Below are 18,160 nucleotides of genomic sequence, written 5' to 3' on the forward strand. Positions count from 1 at the left end.
GATTTCACCCGCGGCTATTCCGCAAGTTACTTCGAGCCGCCCGCAAAAATAGTCTTATCTTTGTACAATACTCCTTCTGAAACATGGAAAAAAACGCAAAAATATATATCGCTGGGCATCGTGGAATGGTGGGATCGGCTATCCATCGAAAATTAGAAGCAGACGGCTTTAATAAGCTGGTGGTGCGCACCTCAGATGAATTGGATTTGCGGAACCAACAGGCCGTTGCGGATTTTTTTGCAGAAGAAAAGCCAGAATACGTATTTCTTGCTGCAGCCAAGGTCGGCGGCATATTGGCCAATAATACGCTTTGCGCAGATTTTCTTTACGAAAACCTGGCGATACAAACCAATGTCATCCACCAAGCCTACGTGCACGGAAGTAAAAAGCTGCTCTTTTTGGGGTCGAGTTGCATTTATCCCAAGCTCGCTCCCCAGCCTATCAAAGAAGAATATTTACTTACGGGATTGTTGGAATCGACTAATGAGCCCTATGCTATCGCTAAGATTGCCGGGATCAAACTCTGCGAAGCATATCATGACCAATACGGGTGTAATTTTATCTCGGTGATGCCAACCAATCTGTATGGTTATAACGACAACTACCATCCGGAGCTTTCCCATGTATTGCCCGCGCTTATCCGCCGTATCCACGAGGCAAAGCTATCAAATGAACCTTCGGTGACCGTATGGGGTAGCGGCAATCCTAAACGTGAATTTCTGTTTGCGGACGATTTAGCTGACGCCTGTATGTTTTTGATAGAAAACTACAATAGCCCCGAGCTGGTTAATATTGGTACCGGTAAAGACCTGAGTATACGGGATCTGGCTTATTTGATTAAATCAATTGTGGGTTACGAAGGCGAACTTGTGTTTGATCCGTCGAAACCTGATGGTACACCAAGGAAATTGATGGATGTGAGCAAAATACATAACCTAGGTTGGCACCACACAACACCCCTTCAAGACGGAATTAAAATGGCTTATGAAGACTTTTTAAAACATCGTGTTGTTCAGTAGGTCTCGCTGTCAGGCGGAATGCCATAGTCGGGGTGCTTGGGCTTTTTCCGTCGTTTCGCTGAGGGCCTCACAAAATCAGCTACTTTGCCAATCAAGTTGGTTACGGTATCTTTGTTCAGTGCGCCTGCTGCCTGTTGGGAAAGCAGTGTCACCAAGGCCCGTTTAATAAACCCAGCTTTGCGTAAGAAGAATCGGTTGAGTATTACCGGCAGCCCTATCCGCAAGGCTTTGCTTAGCCAATCTTCATCTTTGTTTCCCTTGGTAAATAGCCCTTTAGCCAAATCAACACCGGGAACCCAAGAGGCAAGTGATTTTACAAATCGGACAGGAGCCGCTATCTTTTCGTTGAAAAGTTGATATTGGTCGTTGAGGTAATCCTCTTGTGCCCTAGCAAGCGTTTTGAGGTGGGCGATTTCTAACCTCAAGTCGTCCAGGCTCTTAATCTTGCTTTCCTTCCTCATCGTCTTCGTCTATTTCGTCATTCCACTTTTGCAAAAAACGCTTAATGGAAAGGTTCATAAATATGCGTTCCAAGCGGGGTTCAAATGCCGATACCAGTACAATTAATAGTACGAATATGCCGCCGGTAGCCAAGAATCCCAAAGAAGAACTTCCTAACACCTCACTCAGGTAAAATCCTAAGGCCAAGCTGAGAAAGAAAATGACAAATAGGGCCAATATCGTTTTGACACCATCTACGATCAGGCTTGCGATTAGTCGTGAAGACCGTTCGACAAGGCCCAATTTCAATAGCTTAAGGCGGGTATTGATATACTCTTTGCTTTTTTGAAATACGCCGTTAATTGAAAATTTCTCTTCCTCCATCTGGTTTGGCCAAGGGTCTGTGATTACAATGCTGAATAGGAACCTTTGTGATACATGATGATCATGACTGACGCGACATCATCACTCACTAAAGGGATGACGTCGCGCTGAATGCCGTGCCGTGTTTATGGCCTAGGGCAATGCCCCTTTCTATATTCAGGCGTGCTCTTCCAGTGCTTCTTCTATCGCGCCTTCGCCCTTACTCACCTTTGTTTTAACGGCAGCAACAACCTTTTCCTTGAAGTCGTTGAGATGTTCCAGCTGTTCGGCGGTACGTTCTTTTAGCGCATCACCCAAGTCCTTCAACGAATCATTCAATTTATCGCGCGTTTCAGAACCTTTATCCGGTGCAAATAAAATTCCAAGAGCTGCTCCTGCGGCCAAACCCGCTAACAATGCTGCTACCACTTTTGCGTTATCATTCATAATTTACTGTGTATTTAAATTGAAAAATCAAGATTCATTCTTTTTGAATATGTTTAGACTGGCCGTCATTCCCATAACACCCAATCCTGTTAAATATACAAACAAATCTGCAAATCGTTTGCCAAAAACCAAAAAACAAGCAGAAAAATCGACTACGCGCCATTAAAACGTTTCGAACATCAAGCTCTTTTTAACTCAAATCACCCACATTGAGCATTCGTGGCATAAATATTGCGATTCCGTATCCCGATACCGTACTGAAATATTTTTGAGCGAAAGAAGCACAGTGACTTGGTTATTTAAGTTATCTTTGTGGCCTTACGCGTTGTACTATTACGCTATGCTATATGATAGACATTTACTTGGTACTTTTTTCGTTTCTGTTTTCATGTATCGTCACCTTATACGCTGTTCCTTCTTTGATCAAGTTGGCTTACCAAAAGCGTTTATTTGATGATCCTGCTCTCGAAGAACGAAAAATCCATAAATATCGTACGCCAAACCTGGGCGGAATAGCCGTACTGACGTCATTTACATTTACGGCCTGCCTTTGCATATCAGGGGATATTTTACCCTATGCCAATTATATATTTGCATCGGGGCTACTCATTTTCCTGGTTGGCCTGAAAGATGACCTCGCCGCTTTAAATCCCTATAAAAAATTCCTTGCGCAATCAATCACGGCGTTAATTGTGGTATATTTCGCGGATATCCGGTTGACCAGTTTTTATGGTGTTTTCGGTATCTATGAGATTGCACCTGTAGTCAGCTATCTCTTTTCAAGCCTGCTAATCGTATTTATTATCAACGCGTTTAACTTAATCGATGGCATCAATGGTTTATTAGGTAGCGTGAGCTTAATCGTAAGCCTCACATTTGGCTATATCTTTTTCAGAATGCAGGAATATGGATTAGCAATATTCGCATTTAGCATGGCTGGATCGGTATTGGGATTCCTTCGTTACAATCTGGGTAAGGCGAGGATTTTCATGGGAGATGCCGGGGCTTACACCATCGGTTTTATTATTTCGGTGTTGGCCATTCAGTTTATCGAACTAAACAAACCGGATGAAGTGATGTCAATGGTCGATTCTTTCAGTCAATCTGTACCTGCCATAACTATTGCCATTCTAATCATCCCAATTTTTGATACGTTACGTGTAATCGTTATACGGTTGGTTCAGGGCAAGTCGCCCTTCATGGCCGATCGCAACCACCTCCATCACCGGCTATTGGATACGGGAATGAGCCATACCCAGGCAACCATGGTGCTTTCTGCTTTCAATATTTTGATGATTGGGACGGCCTTGTCATTTCAGTATATTGGTACGATGGAACTTCTGATTTTGATTGGCTTGGTTGCGCTGTTGATGAATACCATGCTATGGTTGTATGATGTACGCCAAGTGATTGTCCAATCACAACCCTTGATCGTAGAAGAAGACAGCGAAAAGATCTACCAGCTTCATGACCATGCTCGTGAAGTGGCCGAAGAAGCCCTGCAGCAATACGAAGAAAAGCAGCATCAAAACTGATTTTTTCCGTACCTTTAGCGGAAATTAGTGCTGCCTATGCTAATCAAAACCTATGGAAGTGCCGTATACGGCATTGAAGCTACTACAATTACCATTGAGGTCAATATTTCTGGCGGAACCAAATACTACATTGTTGGTTTACCAGACAATGCAGTGAAAGAGAGTTTGCAGCGCATAGAAAGCGCATTGTCGACCTCGGGTTTCCGTATGCCCCGTCAAAAAATTGTCGTTAACCTGGCCCCTGCTGATATCCGTAAAGAGGGTTCTGCCTATGACCTGGCGATAGCTATTGGTATTCTGGCATCTTCCAGGCAAATTGAAGCACCAATCCTAGATGAAGTTCTGATTTTGGGCGAATTGTCCCTAGACGGTGGCATACTACCCGTCAAAGGGGCGCTATCAATCGCAATGCAAGCAGCCCGTGATGGTTTCAAAGGCATCATCCTTCCACTTGCTAACGCGCGTGAAGCGGCGGCTGTAGAAAACCTGCAGGTATGCGGTATTCAACACATCAAGGAAGCAATAGACTTTGTGCAGAAGAAGAAGCAGCTGAACAAGGCAAAGATGAACCTACAGGAAGAGCTTCTGGATAACATCGGAGACAATGACACCGACTTTGCAGATGTGCAAGGGCAGGAGCATATTAAGCGCGCTTTGGAAATCGCCGCCGCTGGCGGGCACAATGTATTGCTTATCGGTGCTCCCGGATCTGGCAAAACCATGTTGGCAAAGCGCCTTCCCACGATTCTGCCGCCACTGACTTTGGATGAATCCCTGGAAACCACGAAAATACATTCCGTGGCCGGCCTACTGGGTGCAACCCAATCGCGTGTCATGAATCGACCTTTCCGTGCACCACATCATACGATAAGCGACGTCGCATTAGTGGGCGGAGGAACAAATCCGAAGCCCGGGGAGATTTCGCTGGCACACAATGGGGTGTTATTTTTGGATGAATTGCCGGAGTTTAAACGATCCGTACTGGAAGTTATGCGCCAACCCCTCGAATCTAGGCAAATCACCATTTCCCGAGCACGTTTCTCAGTAGACTATCCGGCAAGTTTTATCTTGGTTGCAGCAATGAATCCCTGTCCTTGCGGATTCCACAACCACCCCCAAAAAGACTGTGTATGTAACCCCGGGGCGGTACAAAAATACCTAAGTAAAGTATCGGGGCCATTATTGGATCGTATCGATTTGCATATCGAGGTGACCCCAATTGGCTTTAATGAATTGACTTCACCTCGCCCTGCCGAGAAAAGTGAAGTCGTCCGGAGCCGGGTTATCGCCGCTCGAGAAATGCAAGCCCAGCGGTTTAGTTCACACAACAACATCCATTGCAATGCACAGATGAGTCCCAAGCAGGTAAGGGAGATATGCCGCATCGATGAAAGTGGCCGAGCATTGCTGAAAATTGCCATGGAGCGGCTTGGGCTTTCAGCTCGGGCATATGATCGTATCCTTCGCGTATCACGTACCATCGCAGACACTGAGCGGTGTGCGGATATTAAAACCGAACATCTTGCCGAGGCCATCCACCTCCGTAGCCTCGATCGCGAAAGCTGGTTGGAATAGAGCAAATTGACAGTTAATTCGTTAGTCGCTCCTCGAATAATTTCAATACCCGCTTATATTCGTCGGTCCAGCTACTGGATTCGACAAAACCATGGTCTTCCACCGGATACACGGCTAACTCCCAATTTTCCTTGCCTAGTTCGATCAACCGTTGATTTAACCGGATGATGTCTTGGAAGTGTACATTTACGTCGACCATGCCATGGCACATCAACAGGTGGCCAGTTAACCCTTCAGCAAAGTAAATAGGTGAGGACCGCTTATACGATAGTGGGTCTGAAGACGGCTCGTTGAGGATATTTGAGGTATAGCCATGGTTGTAGTGCGCCCAGTCGGTCACCGCGCGCAGGGCCGCCCCCGCGGCGAATACATCCGGCTCATTAAACATCGCCATCAAGGTGATGAACCCGCCATAAGAACCACCATAAAGGCCAATATTTTTCGGATTTACACCATATTCCTCTACCAATAGCTTAGCTCCATCAGCTTGGTCGCTTAGATCCTTCCCACCCATATGGCGATAGATACCCGTACGATGGTTGCGGCCGTAGCCTGCGCTCCCGGTATAGTCGATGTCTAGGACTGTGTAACCCAGGTCTACCAGTAAGTTGTGAAACATGTATTCCCTGAAATACTGGCTCCACCAGTAATGTGCGTTTTGAAGGTAACCGGCACCATGCACGAAAATAACCGCAGGACGACTGGATTTCGGGTTATCCGTTTGGTACAGTCGGGCGTACACGTCGTCGCCATGCCTGTTCTTGAATGAGATAACTGTTGGTTTTCGCCAGGGATAGGCCTTGAACTCGGCAGTGAGCGATTCGGTAACCTTGATGGGTTTCGCTCCGGGTTTGTTTTGTTGTAGATACAGCTCCCAGGGTTCGTTGGTATATGAATAGCGGATAGCCAGCCATTTCTCATCAGGCGAGAGGATCGCTTCGTTTCCGCCATCCATGCTGGTAAGTTGAGTTGGCGCACCCCCCTTCACCGGCAAGCGATAAAAATGGCTGATGCCCGGATGCTTCATATTGGCCGTAAAATAAAAATGTTTTTTATCAGCTGATAATTGAAGGTTACTCACTTCCCATTCGCCCGTGGTGAGCTGTTGTTTTTCGCTGGTTAGTATATTCGCCATGTAGATATGCGAGTAGCCAGAGGCTTCGCTTTGAAAATAAATGGTCTGTTCATCAAGCCATCCAATGTTTCCGCCACCCCAAGCCCCTCCAATACCCGGGCCTGCAATCCATGCTTCGTCGCGCTGGCGGTCAACGGGATGAAGGGTGCCGGTTTCGGCCTCCAGCCGCATAATCCATCGGTCTTTGTTATCGGCGGCGGTAATTATCACTACAGCATCGGTGCTCGTTTCATTCCATAAGACACGCCCCACGGTGACCTGCCGGTCTTGCGGATCAGCTAGGCGTTTTGCTTTCGCCTCGGGGTAGTCATCCCAGAAGTCGGGCAAGTCTCGGATGCCGGGGATTGTCGCCGTATTCACTTTATACGAGGTATCACGTTTCCGGTCGTAAAGGTATGCCGTGGAAATTGATGGTATATTGCCCACCTTAGTACGGGCGGGGATGTCTTCGGTATAGCCGGATTCGGTGATGTAGTTGGGTACGATGGTATTAACGTTGTTGTCTGCACGCTTGGTAAGCCGATAGCTAATGAAGCGGCCGTCAGGGCTCACTTGCTGCATGGAGAGCACCGCGCTACCGATATGAATGCGCTTGGGTTGCGTCTCTGGCTCATTTCCGTTAAGCCGTGCTTTCTGGAGTGAATCCCGTCGCTTCCTGGTCTGTAGCACGTCGAAGAGGGCGAGCTGATCGTCCTTTAGCCACCTATTCTGCTCGGTCTGCTGTTTGCTTTGATCCTCCCCGGTACGGCGGTTCTCTTGGCCAAAGTTGCTAAGCTGAGTCCACTTGCCGCCATCGAGCGATACGGAAAACAGGTTGTCACCCTGCTGGAAGAAGACATGCGTGCCGTTCTGGTCAAAATGAGGGTTGCTTTCGTGTTGCACGGTGGTGGCTAGTCGCAACTCTTCGCCCGATTTCAGGTCATGCAGATAGAGGTCGCCTTCCCGTTCGAAAACAACGCGCCGGCGGGAGTGGTCATACGTGTATTGGCGCGTCAGCATCTGCCGGGTGGCATCGTCGACTTTCCTGGCCAAAGGTGCTGAGGTGGAAATGCGGTATAATGACGGTTCCTCTTCTGCTTCGGGATTCCAATTGAAATAAAGCATGCCATCAATTCCCCAGTGGGCGTCGTAGGGAGCTGTGCCTATCCATTTCGGATCGCGCATGATTTTTTCGACCGTGAGCGAAGATTGTTGGGCCCGGGATGCGAAGTGAACACCAGTAAGGACAATAAAAATCCCGACCATTTTAAGAAAACCCCTTTTATTATCCGTCAACCTTTTATGTGCCATGCTTTTGTCTTGGTAAATGCCCTGATTCCTTGGTGCGACAGTGTAGCGCCTATTCCGGAGTGCTGTCTCCCGCTCCAGGGCAAGGCGGCACTTACCCGGTCGCAGCAATTCCAATAGGCCGATCCCACATTCAATTGCCGCAAGATGGATGCCGCCCGTTGCCTGTTTCCCGCATACACTCCGGCGGTAAGCCCATATTCTGTGTCCTTCATGAGCGCCACAGCTTCCTCGTCACTCGCCACTTGCATAATGCCGATAATAGGGCCAAAACTCTCGGCCTTCATCACCGTCATCGTGTGGTTTACATCTGCCAAAACCGTTGGCTCGAAATAGAATCCTTTCCCTTCCAGCCGTTTGCCGCCGGCAAGCAGGGTAGCCCCTTTGGCGAGGGCATCCGTCACTTGTGCTTCCAATACGAGTCGCTGCTCGTTTCGCGTTAGCGGGCCGAAATAGACATCTTCGTCGGTTGGTGTGCCGATTTTCCAGGCATTTACCTGCTTTAAAAATGCCGAAATATAGGCCTCATAGACCCGTTCGTGCACATATATCCGCTCCACAGCACAGCAGCTCTGGCCGTTGTTGTAAAATGCGCCATCGGCCGTAGCCTCGGCCACGGCAGTCAAATCGCGCACATCGTCTGTGATATATACGGGGTCTTTGCCGCCCAGTTCCAACTGGCATGGTACCAACTTGGGGGCCACCTGTTCATGAATGGATTTCCCTGTAGCATATGAACCTGTAAAGAAGTATCCATCAAACGGCTGGTCCAATAGCAACCGGCCCACATCACCTGCTCCAATGGCTGTTTGGAAGACCCCGTCGGGCACACCGGCCGCCTTGAGGCATGTGGTAATGTCGAGTCCGGTATTGGTTGCATATTCTGAGGGCTTGTACATAACGGCATTGCCGGCGATCAATGCTGGAACGAACACATTTACACCCACCAGGTAAGGGTAATTCCACGCCGAAATGTTGCAGACAATACCCAGTGGTTCGTAGCTGATGTATTCTTCGATGGAGCCTTCACCGTCGTCCATCCGTTCATCAGCGAGGTATTTAGCGGCATGATCGGTGAGCCATTTGATGCGTGCAATAGCACCCTTGATTTCGTTCATGGCCTGGTTGAGTGGTTTTCCTACCTCGGTAGCCAGTGTTGCCGCTAGGGCAGGCCGATTTTCATCTAGCAACCTCATAAACCGCTCCATGGTATTGATTCGGTCACTCAGCGACGTTGCTGCCCATGTTGGCTGGGCGGCGGCCAACCGGTCAAATTTCATTGACAAAGAACTGGCGTTGTCTTCGGATACGACGGCGACCACTTCTTCAGTGGCCGGATTAATGATGTTCATGCTATGTTGTATGAATGTTCTTTTTCACTTCATTGATAAACCGTTCACGGACAGCCCCTACGAAAGGATTACGCGTATCGTCCATCCGTTCGGGATGCCACTGAACGAGCAGTAAAAAAGAGCCGCTATCCACATCCTTTCGCTCAAGGGCTTCTATGATACCATCGGGAGACAATGCCACCGCCACTAGGCCTTCGCCTATACGGTCGGCACTTTGGTGGTGCAAGCTGTTTACCCATCCCTCCGGGCTGCCTGTGATGCCAAACAGCAACGAATGGGGGTCCACTCGGATGGAATGGTCGCGCTCGCTACCGTTGGGAAGCTTAGCGTGGTTAAATCGGCCCCATGTAGTTATATCCGGTATCAACGTGCCTCCGTAATACACGTTTATCAGTTGAAGCCCCCGGCAAATACCCAATACGGGCAGCTGTCGGGTTTGTGCCTGACGCATGAGCTCCAGTTCAAAATCGTCGCGGCGTTCATCAAAATCAGGAGGTATACAATGGGCTAAAAACGCCGGTTTGCCGTAGCGGGTGGGATGTACATCTTCACCACCGGTAAACACGACACCGTCACACCGGTGGATATCGGCCATATTGTTGCGCGTGTAGCCCAACGGTATTACCTCTACCTCATCAGCCATACCAGCCACCCAATCAGCATAGACGGCATACATTCTGCCTTCGGTCATTCCGATGGTCACCTTGATCATAATGCCTCGAGGTATAAGGTTTTAAAATCGTCGCGGCTCACGGGCTTGGGGTTGTTAGGGTGCGCGAAATCGGCAACGGCCATATCGGACAGCGTATCGATATCGGTCGGCAGTACGCCGATGTCCGTCAAGCGGCTGGGTATATGGACACGTTCATTTAGCTCAACGAGGTACCTCACCACACCCTGCCCTGTTTCGTCATCCAGTTCCATAGCCTGCGCCATGCGTCTGAATTTAGTTTCATTGCCTGCGATGTTGAATGCCATACCGTACGGCAGGTTCACGGCGTTGGCGAGGCCGTGGTGTGTATCCAGTAATGACGAGAGCGGATGTGCCAATGAATGGACAACACCCAGCCCTTTCTGAAAGGCAATAGCACCCATCATGGAGGCAATAAGCATGTTGCTGCGCGTCGCCTCGTCGGGCTTGTCGACTGCCTTTTCGAGTGACTGTGCTATTAGGCGCATCCCCTCCAGAGCGATCCCGTCGCATATCGGATTGAGGTTTTTGGCGAGGAATGCCTCCATATTGTGGGTAAGGGCATCCATACCCGTGGCCGCGGTCACGTGAGGAGGAAGGTCCATCGTGAGCAATGGATCGGCAAACACCACCTTGGCCATCAGTTTTGGCGAGAATAGGATACGCTTTTGATGGGTTTCGTCGTCGGCGATGATCGCGCTCCTGCCCACCTCGCTTCCCGTTCCGGCTGTGGTGGGCACCGTAATAAAATGTGGTACATCGCCAGTCACATACACATCGCCCCCGATGAGATCGTCGTATTTGAACAGATCGTCTCGGTGATTTACCCGCAGTGCAATGGCCCTGGCCACATCCAATGCGGCACCACCCCCAATGCCCACGAGCGCGTCCCTGTCCGTTTCGTCCCACGCAGCCGTGCCGCTGTATACATCAGATTTTACGGGATTCTTATGGATATCTGCAAAGACCTCCACGGCAATACCTTGGGTGGCAAGACTCGATACGATCGCCTTAAAAAACGGCAACTGGGCAATCACTGGATCAGTTACCAACAGCGGGCGCCGCAGCTGGTGTTGCTGTAAGTAGGTCGGAAGTTCCTGGATGGCCCCACAGCCGAACCGGATGGTTGTAGGGATATTAAATTGTATAACTTGATAGGGATTCATCGGTATTTCCTTGTATCAAATGATTTCAAAATAGCGTTTCAACTCCCAGTCGGTCACGGCTTTGGAAAACTGTTGCCATTCCCAGTCGCGGGTACTGCAAAAATGGGTAACGAAGGTCTCACCAAATAGTTCAATGGCGAGTTCAGATTGCTTCATGCGTTGTGTTGCTTCGTGCAGATTCGCCGGTAGCTTGCCGTTAGCGTAATCACAGTAACCATTTCCTATCGTGGCGGATTGCTGAAGGGTAAGGGCGTTGCGGATACCATAAAGGCCGGAAGCGAGGCAAGCCGCCAAGGCTAGATAAGGGTTGGTATCGGCGCCTACCACGCGGGTCTCCAATCGGGTACCTTTCGCACTGCCTGCGATTACGCGCAGCGCTACCGTCCGATTGTCAAAGCCCCACGTCAATGTAGTAGGTGCCCATGCACCTTCTACTAATCGCTTATAGCTATTGATGGTGGGCGCATACATAGGCAGCAGATGAGGTAGACAGTGCAATTGACCTGCGATGTAATGTTCCATCAGTTGACTGATGTTCTGAGGGTTATCTTCATCAAAAAATAGGTTTCGCTTGGCTTCGCCATCCCACAAGCTCTGGTGCACATGGCCGCTGCATCCCGGCAATTGTTCATTCCATTTGGCCATAAACGAAGCGACGATGCCATGCTTGTAGGCAATTTCCTTCACCGCTGTCTTAAACAAGATGGCCCGGTCTGCCGCTTCCAGCGCGTCGGCGTAGGCAATGGCCGCTTCGTATACACCGGGGCCGGTTTCAGTATGGAGGCCTTCAATGGGGATACCAAATTGAGTGAGTAGCTCAAAGAGATCCGTGATAAAGGCGCTTTTCAATGTGCTTCGCAAGATGGAGTAGCCAAACATCCCTGGCGTTAACGAATTCAGTTCGCGGAAGCCTTTCTGGTGCAGCGTGTCTGGCGTTTCAGAAAAGTTGAACCATTCAAACTCTTGGGAAAAAAGCGGCGTAAATCCCGCCTGCTGGCATTGATTCACTACCGTGCGCAACAATTGCCGGGGGCATATAGGCGCGGGCGAGCCAGCGGTATCCACAAACTCACCCAAAAAAAAGGGAACGTCGCCTTCCCACGGTATTTTACGGAATGTCGCAAGATCCAATCTTAGTGGCAAGTCAGGATAGCCCGTATGCCACCCCGTGAAGGCTATATTATCATACCCCAGATCATTGGTATCCCATCCGAAGACGACATCGCAGAAACCCAGATAGCCGTTTACTACACCATTGAACTTTTCCAAGGAGATATACTTGCCTCGCAGTACCCCATCTATGTCTGCGGCCGCTAATTTCACCTTGGCCGAAGGGTGGCTTCTTACGTAGTCGATCACTTGTTGCGTAGTCATTTCCTGATGATTTTAAATAAACCAAATGAGACGAAAAGTACCAGGCCATACACCAACCCGATACCCCAATTGTACACCAACATGGATATCAGCGAGATGCTGCCAATGATGATAACGATGATAGGAAAGGCCGGATAAAGCGGTACGCGGAATGGGCGGTGCAATTCGGGTTCGCGATTTCGGAGTTTGATGAGGGCCACCATGGCAATCACATAGAGAGTAAGCGCACCAAAAACGGATAGCGTAATGATTTCTCCAGTGCGACCGGAAAACAGCGCCAGTAAACCAAGCATCATGTTGCCCAATAGGGCGTACGCCGGGGTACGGAATCGGGGCGATACGATGCCTAGGAAGGCTGGGAAATGGCGTGCCTTACCCATTTCATACGTGGAGCGGCCAGCGGCCAGGATCAGGCCATGGAACGAGGCGACCAGGCCGAAAAGGCCCACGGTAATCAACAAATGATACATCACATGGTTGTCGCCGGTTACCCGGGAGAGTGCTAAGGGTAGTGGGGAATCGGACGTAGCGCCTTCGTTTCCAGACTGGTACACAATGGCTTCCCATCCAGCTACGCCCACAGCAGAGACAAACACCAGCACGCACAGCATAGCCAACGTGAATATGGCCCAGCCAAAGCCTTTTTTGATATCCCGTTGGGGGTTCTTGGCCTCCTCAGCCACATTGGCAATCCCTTCGATGCCCAGGAAAAACCAGATGGCAAATGGGATGGCTGCAAACGCCCCGCCCCATCCGTTGGGAAAGGCATTGCTGACGAGATTTGCCGCATCGAAGCTGGGCGACACGATGCCAACAAATAGGAGCAGCTCACCCACGGCCAATACAGTGATGACTATTTCAAATGTAGCGGCAGCCCTTACACCAATGATGTTCAATCCCGTAAATAGCAAGTAGACCACCACGGCACTGGTGATGATAGGAACATCCGGAAAAAATGCATTGAAGTAGGCGCCGATGGCGAAGGCTATGGCCGGAGGGGCGAAAACGAATTCCACGGTTTGGGCGATGCCTGCAATGAAGGCAATATCCTTACCCAACGCGCGCTCGGCATAATCAAACACCCCACCTGCTTTCGGAATGGCGCAAGCCAGCTCCGAATAGCTAAATGTAAAAGTGATATACATGGCCATCACTACGACCGTGGCTATGGCCATGCCAAGGGTACCGCCCTTTTCGAGCCCAAGGTTCCAGCCGAAATACATGCCGGAAATCACGTAGCCCACACCCAATGCCCACAGGGCAAAGGGCGTAAGCGTTTTTTGTAGCTTAACTGTACTCATTGGCGTATTGCTAAAACTGTTTTATCTCCGCAGTTTAATACGTGGCCAACGTGGTCGAGCCTTGCTTATCCTCCGTTAAAGATACAACAGGGAGTCGCGAAGGGATTATTGGTCAGTGGCTCACGCCTATTTCGTCCGCACATACATCAGCGAAAATATAGTTTATACAATCCTACTCTTATACGATCCTGCCTTTGATTGCCTTTCAGATTTTGACCTGCACTACCAGAAGATCGTATAGATTGCCACCAACAGTCCAACGATAATGATGGTGCCAGCAAGAAAAGCAGGATGTACTTTAAACATACTTTTTTCGATTTCAAGCCCATTGGGAACAACGCCGCGCTTGTTTTCGGCAATACTGATGATCAGCATACCGAGTATGCAGAATACGAATACGATTCCCATCCTGTCTATAAACGGAATTTCATAAATCCCTGCAGCATTGGGTACGGCAAACCCCATCGAATATAACGACGAAAGGTCTGCCCACTCGGGAAGGAATTTCAGCAATACAGATAGCGCAAATCCGCCGATGGTAGCAAACAAGGCTGCATTGGATGTGGCTTTCTTCCAAAAGAAGCCCAGGATAAACATGGCAAAGATGCCCGGTGAAACAAAGCCGGTATATTCCTGGATGTACTGGAATCCGCCCTTTTCAATGCCCAAATGAGGGGCAATGATGACAGCAAGTATCATCGTCACGACAATGGTAATCTTTCCGGTATTGACTAGCTTTTTCTCCGAGGCTTCCTTATTAAATATTTTCTTATAAATATCCAGCGAGAAAATTGTGGCGATGCTATTGGACTTGCCAGCCAGCGATGCCACCACGGCGGCTGTCAATGCGGCAAAAGCCAGGCCTTTCAGACCGACTGGAAGTAGGTTGAGCAGTACCGGGTAGGCCCGGTCTGGGCGTACGGCACCTGCATCAAGCATCTCCTGTTGAAAGAATCCTTCCTGATAAAGCACATAAGCAGCGATGCCGGGAAGCACCACGATAATGGGCATCAGCATTTTTAGAAACGCCGCAAAGAGGATACCGTTTCGGGCTGTTTTCAAATCGGCACCTAATGCACGTTGGGTGATGTACTGATTACAACCCCAGTAGTTGAGGTTTACAATCCACATCCCACCGATTAGGATAGACAATCCCGGCAAACTGATATAATGCTCGTGCGTTTTATCGAAAATCATGTCGAAATGCGAAGGCGCTTTTTCATGCAATAGCCCGAGACCGTTGAGCACACCGGCCGAACCGAAATGGTCAGATACCATGTTCAGCGCCAGATAGGTGGTGGCCAGGCCGCCAAGGATGAGCACCAATACCTGTATCACGTCTGTATAACCGATTACCTTCATTCCGCCCAATGTGATGAAGATTGCAAAGATGGCTATACCGAACATGCACACGGTGAAATTGATGCCGGAGATCGCAGAGACAGCCAGTGCTCCTAAGAAGAGGATGGATGTGAGATTGACCACTACATATAGCAATAGCCAAAACACTGCCATGATTGTACTCACCGTGCTGTTATACCGCTGGTTGAGGAATTGCGGCATGGTGTAAATCTTATTCTTGAGATATACTGGTATGAAGAATACGGCTACAATGATTAAAGTTGCGGCCGCGAGCCATTCGTAGGCTGCAATGGCCAAACCGAGTTTGAATCCATCGCCACTCATGCCGATAAACTGTTCGGCTGAAATGTTGGATGCAATCAGTGAAGCGCCTATGGCCCACCACGTCAATGACCCCTCTGCCAGAAAGTAATCTTTGGTATTGAGTTCTTTAGATTTCTTGCGATAATAAATCCAAAGACCATAACCTGCGATGATGACAAAGTAACATAAAAAGACGATATAATCCGAAGTTGCCAAAGTTTTCATTGCGCTTCTAATACGATTGAGTTTATAAAGAGGGCTAATGTAAATATTAATCGCAAAAATTCAATGCTGCGCGTTCATATTTACACGGTTATTTTGTATGGTTAAATATAATATGTTGATTTATAGTGTGTTAAAACAGTGTTTGGGTCACACTAAGCACTATGAAAACTGACTGATGAAATGCTGGATAATGCTTGGATATAGTACGATTGTAAATATCAGACCAAAGAGTGCGCCGTAAAAGTGCGCATCATGATTAATGCCATCTCGCGCATTCTTTGATGCCCATATGCAATAGCCCAGATAGAGGAAGGCAAACAGCCAGGCTGGCATAGGGATGACGAGGAAGATGCCCAACATGGTTTTCGGCTGGAACATAATGAAACTAAATAATACGGCACTTATCGCCCCCGAGGCTCCCAGGCTGTAATAGTTATAATTTTCACGCTCCTTAAACACGGTCCGTACGTCGCTTAACACCAGCCCCAACACATACAGCAACGCGAATTGCAGGTGACCCCAAGGGCTTAAGCTGGCGAGTATGGATTCCAGCGCAAAGCCAAAGAAATAGAAGGTCAGCATGTTGAATAGCAAGTGTCCCCAATCCCTGTGGATGATGCCGCTGGTCAGTAACGTATACAGCCGCTGCCCCTTGCTTACGCTATATGGATGCAGCATGAATTTTCCGAAAAGATGGTGGTTTGAAAATGTATAGATACTGGTAACAATGGTAAAGGCAAAAATGATGCTGGCTACCGGCGTTTCAATCAAATATTCTTTCATTCTATAGGGTTCAACCGCCGAAATTAAGAAAAAAAAGCGGCCGTCAAAACAAATCCAATTGCTTTCCTTTCTTCGGGGCAAACAAATCCAGTCTTAGTTCGGGCAGCATCCGCTGGTTCAGGTAGCGCCTTACACTTATCTTGAATAGTTGCCTGATACTCTCCGCCTCTTTGCCCTCACCCCTCATCCGTACTCCCCAACGGCTATCGTTCAGCTTTCCGCCATGGCAGGCAGCAATGCTGTTTAGCACTTTGTCGGCCCGGTCGGGATACGCTTTGTGTACCCAATCCGTGAAAAGCTCCCCTATCGCGCCGTTTAACCTCACGATTGTGTAACCTGCCCCCCGTGCGCCGTGACTTGCCGCTGCTTTGATTACGTCGGGCACCTCCTCGCTATTGAGGCCCGGAATGATCGGGGCACACATCACCATCACCGGTATGTTCGCATCACTGAGTTTCTGGATTACCCTTAGCCGCCCGGTGGCCGTGACTGTGCGAGGCTCCATTTTTTGCCTAAGCTCTTCATTCAGTGAGTTGATGGAAATGGCCACTTGAGCGAGCCCCAAACTCGCCATCTTGGCGAGAATGTCCATGTCACGTAAAATAAGATTGTTTTTACTGATGATCGATACAGGGTGGCGATAAGCCAGCATAACCTGAAGGATTGCACGGGTGATTCCGAGCTTGCGTTCAATGGGCTGATAGCAGTCCGTATTGCCGGAAAGCATGATAACCTTTGGTCGGTAACCTTTAGTGTTGAATTGTCGTTCGAGTAGTTCGGCTGCGTTCCGCTTTACGATGATTTTACGCTCAAAGTCCAGCCCGGCGCTATATCCCCAATACTCATGTGCATTGCGTGCATAACAATAAATACAACCATGTTCACATCCCTGATAAGGATTTAATGAATAGCCCATGGGCAAGTCGGGACTATCGTTTGTACTGATGATTTTCTTAGGATGTTCGTCGATGAGCTGCGTATTCGAATTTTCTAGAAACTCTTCATCCAACCCTTCAGTATGTTCAGCTACATACCGCTGGGCGGCAAACTTGTTAGGCGTATTGACTTGGGCGCCCCGGCCTTTGAAATAGTCGGGATTTTGTATGGTATCCATAGCGCAAACATACTAAATCATTTAGTTTTTTGTGCTAAAAACTTTCACCCAAGTCGGTCTTCCAAGAGAAAAACATATAGCTTTTTAGGGCCATGGGCACCCAATACAAGCGTTTTTTCAATATCGGCCGTGCGGCTAGGCCCGGAGATAACACTGATTAGGGAGGGAAGATTTTCACCATATCGTTGCTGTACGAAATCAAGACCATCTTTGATATCCATCACCAATTGTGAGGCGTAGGCCACCACTACGTGCACATGTGGATAGATAGTAAGGCGTCGACCAGCAGCATTTCCATTGCTGATCAATATACTGCCCGAGCGAGCAATAAGTGCTTCGCAGGCCGTAATTCCCGCTTCCGCTTCGGCAAAATCTTTTTCCGTACGGAAAAAGGGAAACTCGTATCGGTCCAACAGTTGTTGGATACTTGGTTCCCAAGCGTACATTCGGCGTAGTTTTTCTTGTTCAGCTAAGAAAAGCAAGCCTTCAATCAACGCCACTTCGTCCTCGCAATAAATAAAATGGCCAGCTACAGCAGTGAGTCGCTGGGCAAATAGCACATCTATTGGATCAGATTCTTCCGCATGCAGCGGCATATCCTCAAAATTGGGGTAGGGGTGCTCCCTTTTCTGTAGCAATGCATGCCGAATTTTTTTCAGCATCTGTTCTTTTGCCGTTGTGGTCTTT

The 18,160-nt window shown here is 48.8% G+C and carries 16 protein-coding genes; 3 read left to right on the plus strand and 13 right to left on the minus strand.

The window, feature by feature from the left end:
* The first annotated feature begins 83 nt into the window (after positions 1 to 83).
* Complete coding sequence (locus tag IEV98_RS03870) at positions 84 to 1,019, plus strand: GDP-L-fucose synthase family protein (RefSeq protein ID WP_188504589.1); 936 nt, start codon at positions 84 to 86, stop codon at positions 1,017 to 1,019.
* Here IEV98_RS03870 and IEV98_RS03875 read toward each other — a convergent pair.
* The 3 genes from IEV98_RS03875 to IEV98_RS03885 all read right to left on the minus strand — a co-directional run bounded on the left by IEV98_RS03875 (position 1,013) and on the right by IEV98_RS03885 (position 2,270).
* The gene (locus tag IEV98_RS03875; RefSeq protein ID WP_188504590.1) at positions 1,013 to 1,480 is read right to left on the minus strand and encodes a hypothetical protein; all 468 of its coding nucleotides are present in this window, start codon (positions 1,478 to 1,480) and stop codon (positions 1,013 to 1,015) included. The two genes, IEV98_RS03870 and IEV98_RS03875, sit on opposite strands and share 7 nt — an antisense overlap.
* Complete coding sequence (locus tag IEV98_RS03880; protein ID WP_188504591.1) at positions 1,458 to 1,844, minus strand: phage holin family protein; 387 nt, start codon at positions 1,842 to 1,844, stop codon at positions 1,458 to 1,460. Before IEV98_RS03880 ends, IEV98_RS03875 begins: the two co-directional genes overlap by 23 nt.
* A gap of 156 nt (positions 1,845 to 2,000) precedes the next feature.
* Complete coding sequence (locus IEV98_RS03885; RefSeq protein WP_188504592.1) at positions 2,001 to 2,270, minus strand: YtxH domain-containing protein; 270 nt, start codon at positions 2,268 to 2,270, stop codon at positions 2,001 to 2,003.
* Between the two features lie 347 nt (positions 2,271 to 2,617).
* On the opposite strand from IEV98_RS03885, the gene IEV98_RS03890 reads away from it, so the two are divergent.
* Together IEV98_RS03890 and IEV98_RS03895 are read left to right on the plus strand one after the other, a co-directional pair.
* Entirely contained in the window at positions 2,618 to 3,805 is a 1,188-nt protein-coding gene (locus IEV98_RS03890) for a glycosyltransferase family 4 protein (RefSeq protein ID WP_188504593.1), read from the plus strand.
* Between the two features lie 36 nt (positions 3,806 to 3,841).
* Positions 3,842 to 5,380, plus strand: a complete 1,539-nt coding sequence (locus tag IEV98_RS03895) for a YifB family Mg chelatase-like AAA ATPase (protein WP_188504594.1) — start codon at positions 3,842 to 3,844, stop codon at positions 5,378 to 5,380.
* Between the two features lie 13 nt (positions 5,381 to 5,393).
* Here IEV98_RS03895 and IEV98_RS03900 read toward each other — a convergent pair whose 3' ends face one another.
* The 10 genes from IEV98_RS03900 to IEV98_RS03945 form a co-directional block, all read right to left on the minus strand.
* On the minus strand, positions 5,394 to 7,805 hold the full coding sequence (locus IEV98_RS03900) for a prolyl oligopeptidase family serine peptidase (protein ID WP_229738552.1): 2,412 nt from the start codon (positions 7,803 to 7,805) through the stop codon (positions 5,394 to 5,396).
* Positions 7,787 to 9,154 (minus strand): aldehyde dehydrogenase family protein, encoded by a 1,368-nt coding sequence (locus tag IEV98_RS03905; protein ID WP_188504595.1) that lies wholly within the window; start codon positions 9,152 to 9,154, stop codon positions 7,787 to 7,789. Before IEV98_RS03905 ends, IEV98_RS03900 begins: the two co-directional genes overlap by 19 nt.
* Position 9,155: 1 nt before the next feature.
* Entirely contained in the window at positions 9,156 to 9,866 is a 711-nt protein-coding gene (locus tag IEV98_RS03910; protein ID WP_188504596.1) for a gamma-glutamyl-gamma-aminobutyrate hydrolase family protein, read from the minus strand.
* Positions 9,863 to 11,011, minus strand: a complete 1,149-nt coding sequence (locus IEV98_RS03915) for an iron-containing alcohol dehydrogenase (RefSeq protein ID WP_188504597.1) — start codon at positions 11,009 to 11,011, stop codon at positions 9,863 to 9,865. Before IEV98_RS03915 ends, IEV98_RS03910 begins: the two co-directional genes overlap by 4 nt.
* A gap of 15 nt (positions 11,012 to 11,026) precedes the next feature.
* Positions 11,027 to 12,385 carry a glutamine synthetase family protein gene (locus tag IEV98_RS03920; protein ID WP_188504598.1) on the minus strand — a complete coding sequence of 453 codons (1,359 nt, stop codon included), beginning with the start codon at positions 12,383 to 12,385 and terminating at the stop codon, positions 11,027 to 11,029.
* Positions 12,382 to 13,686: an ethanolamine permease gene (gene eat / locus IEV98_RS03925; protein WP_188504599.1), complete on the minus strand. Its 1,305-nt coding sequence runs from the start codon at positions 13,684 to 13,686 to the stop codon at positions 12,382 to 12,384. Before eat ends, IEV98_RS03920 begins: the two co-directional genes overlap by 4 nt.
* 222 nt (positions 13,687 to 13,908) lie before the next feature.
* On the minus strand, positions 13,909 to 15,576 hold the full coding sequence (locus IEV98_RS03930; protein WP_188504600.1) for a sodium/sugar symporter: 1,668 nt from the start codon (positions 15,574 to 15,576) through the stop codon (positions 13,909 to 13,911).
* Positions 15,577 to 15,735: 159 nt separating this feature from the next.
* On the minus strand, positions 15,736 to 16,359 hold the full coding sequence (locus IEV98_RS03935) for a rhomboid family intramembrane serine protease (protein ID WP_188504601.1): 624 nt from the start codon (positions 16,357 to 16,359) through the stop codon (positions 15,736 to 15,738).
* Positions 16,360 to 16,402: 43 nt separating this feature from the next.
* A complete protein-coding gene (locus IEV98_RS03940) occupies positions 16,403 to 17,473 on the minus strand; it encodes a PA0069 family radical SAM protein (RefSeq protein WP_188504602.1) in 1,071 nt (356 codons plus the stop codon).
* A 44-nt stretch (positions 17,474 to 17,517) separates the two neighbouring features.
* On the minus strand, positions 17,518 to 18,135 hold the full coding sequence (locus IEV98_RS03945) for a LutC/YkgG family protein (RefSeq protein WP_188504603.1): 618 nt from the start codon (positions 18,133 to 18,135) through the stop codon (positions 17,518 to 17,520).
* Positions 18,136 to 18,160 lie beyond the last annotated feature (25 nt).

The sequence above is a fragment of the Parapedobacter pyrenivorans genome (assembly GCF_014636865.1).
Classification (GTDB): Bacteria; Bacteroidota; Bacteroidia; order Sphingobacteriales; family Sphingobacteriaceae; genus Parapedobacter; species Parapedobacter pyrenivorans.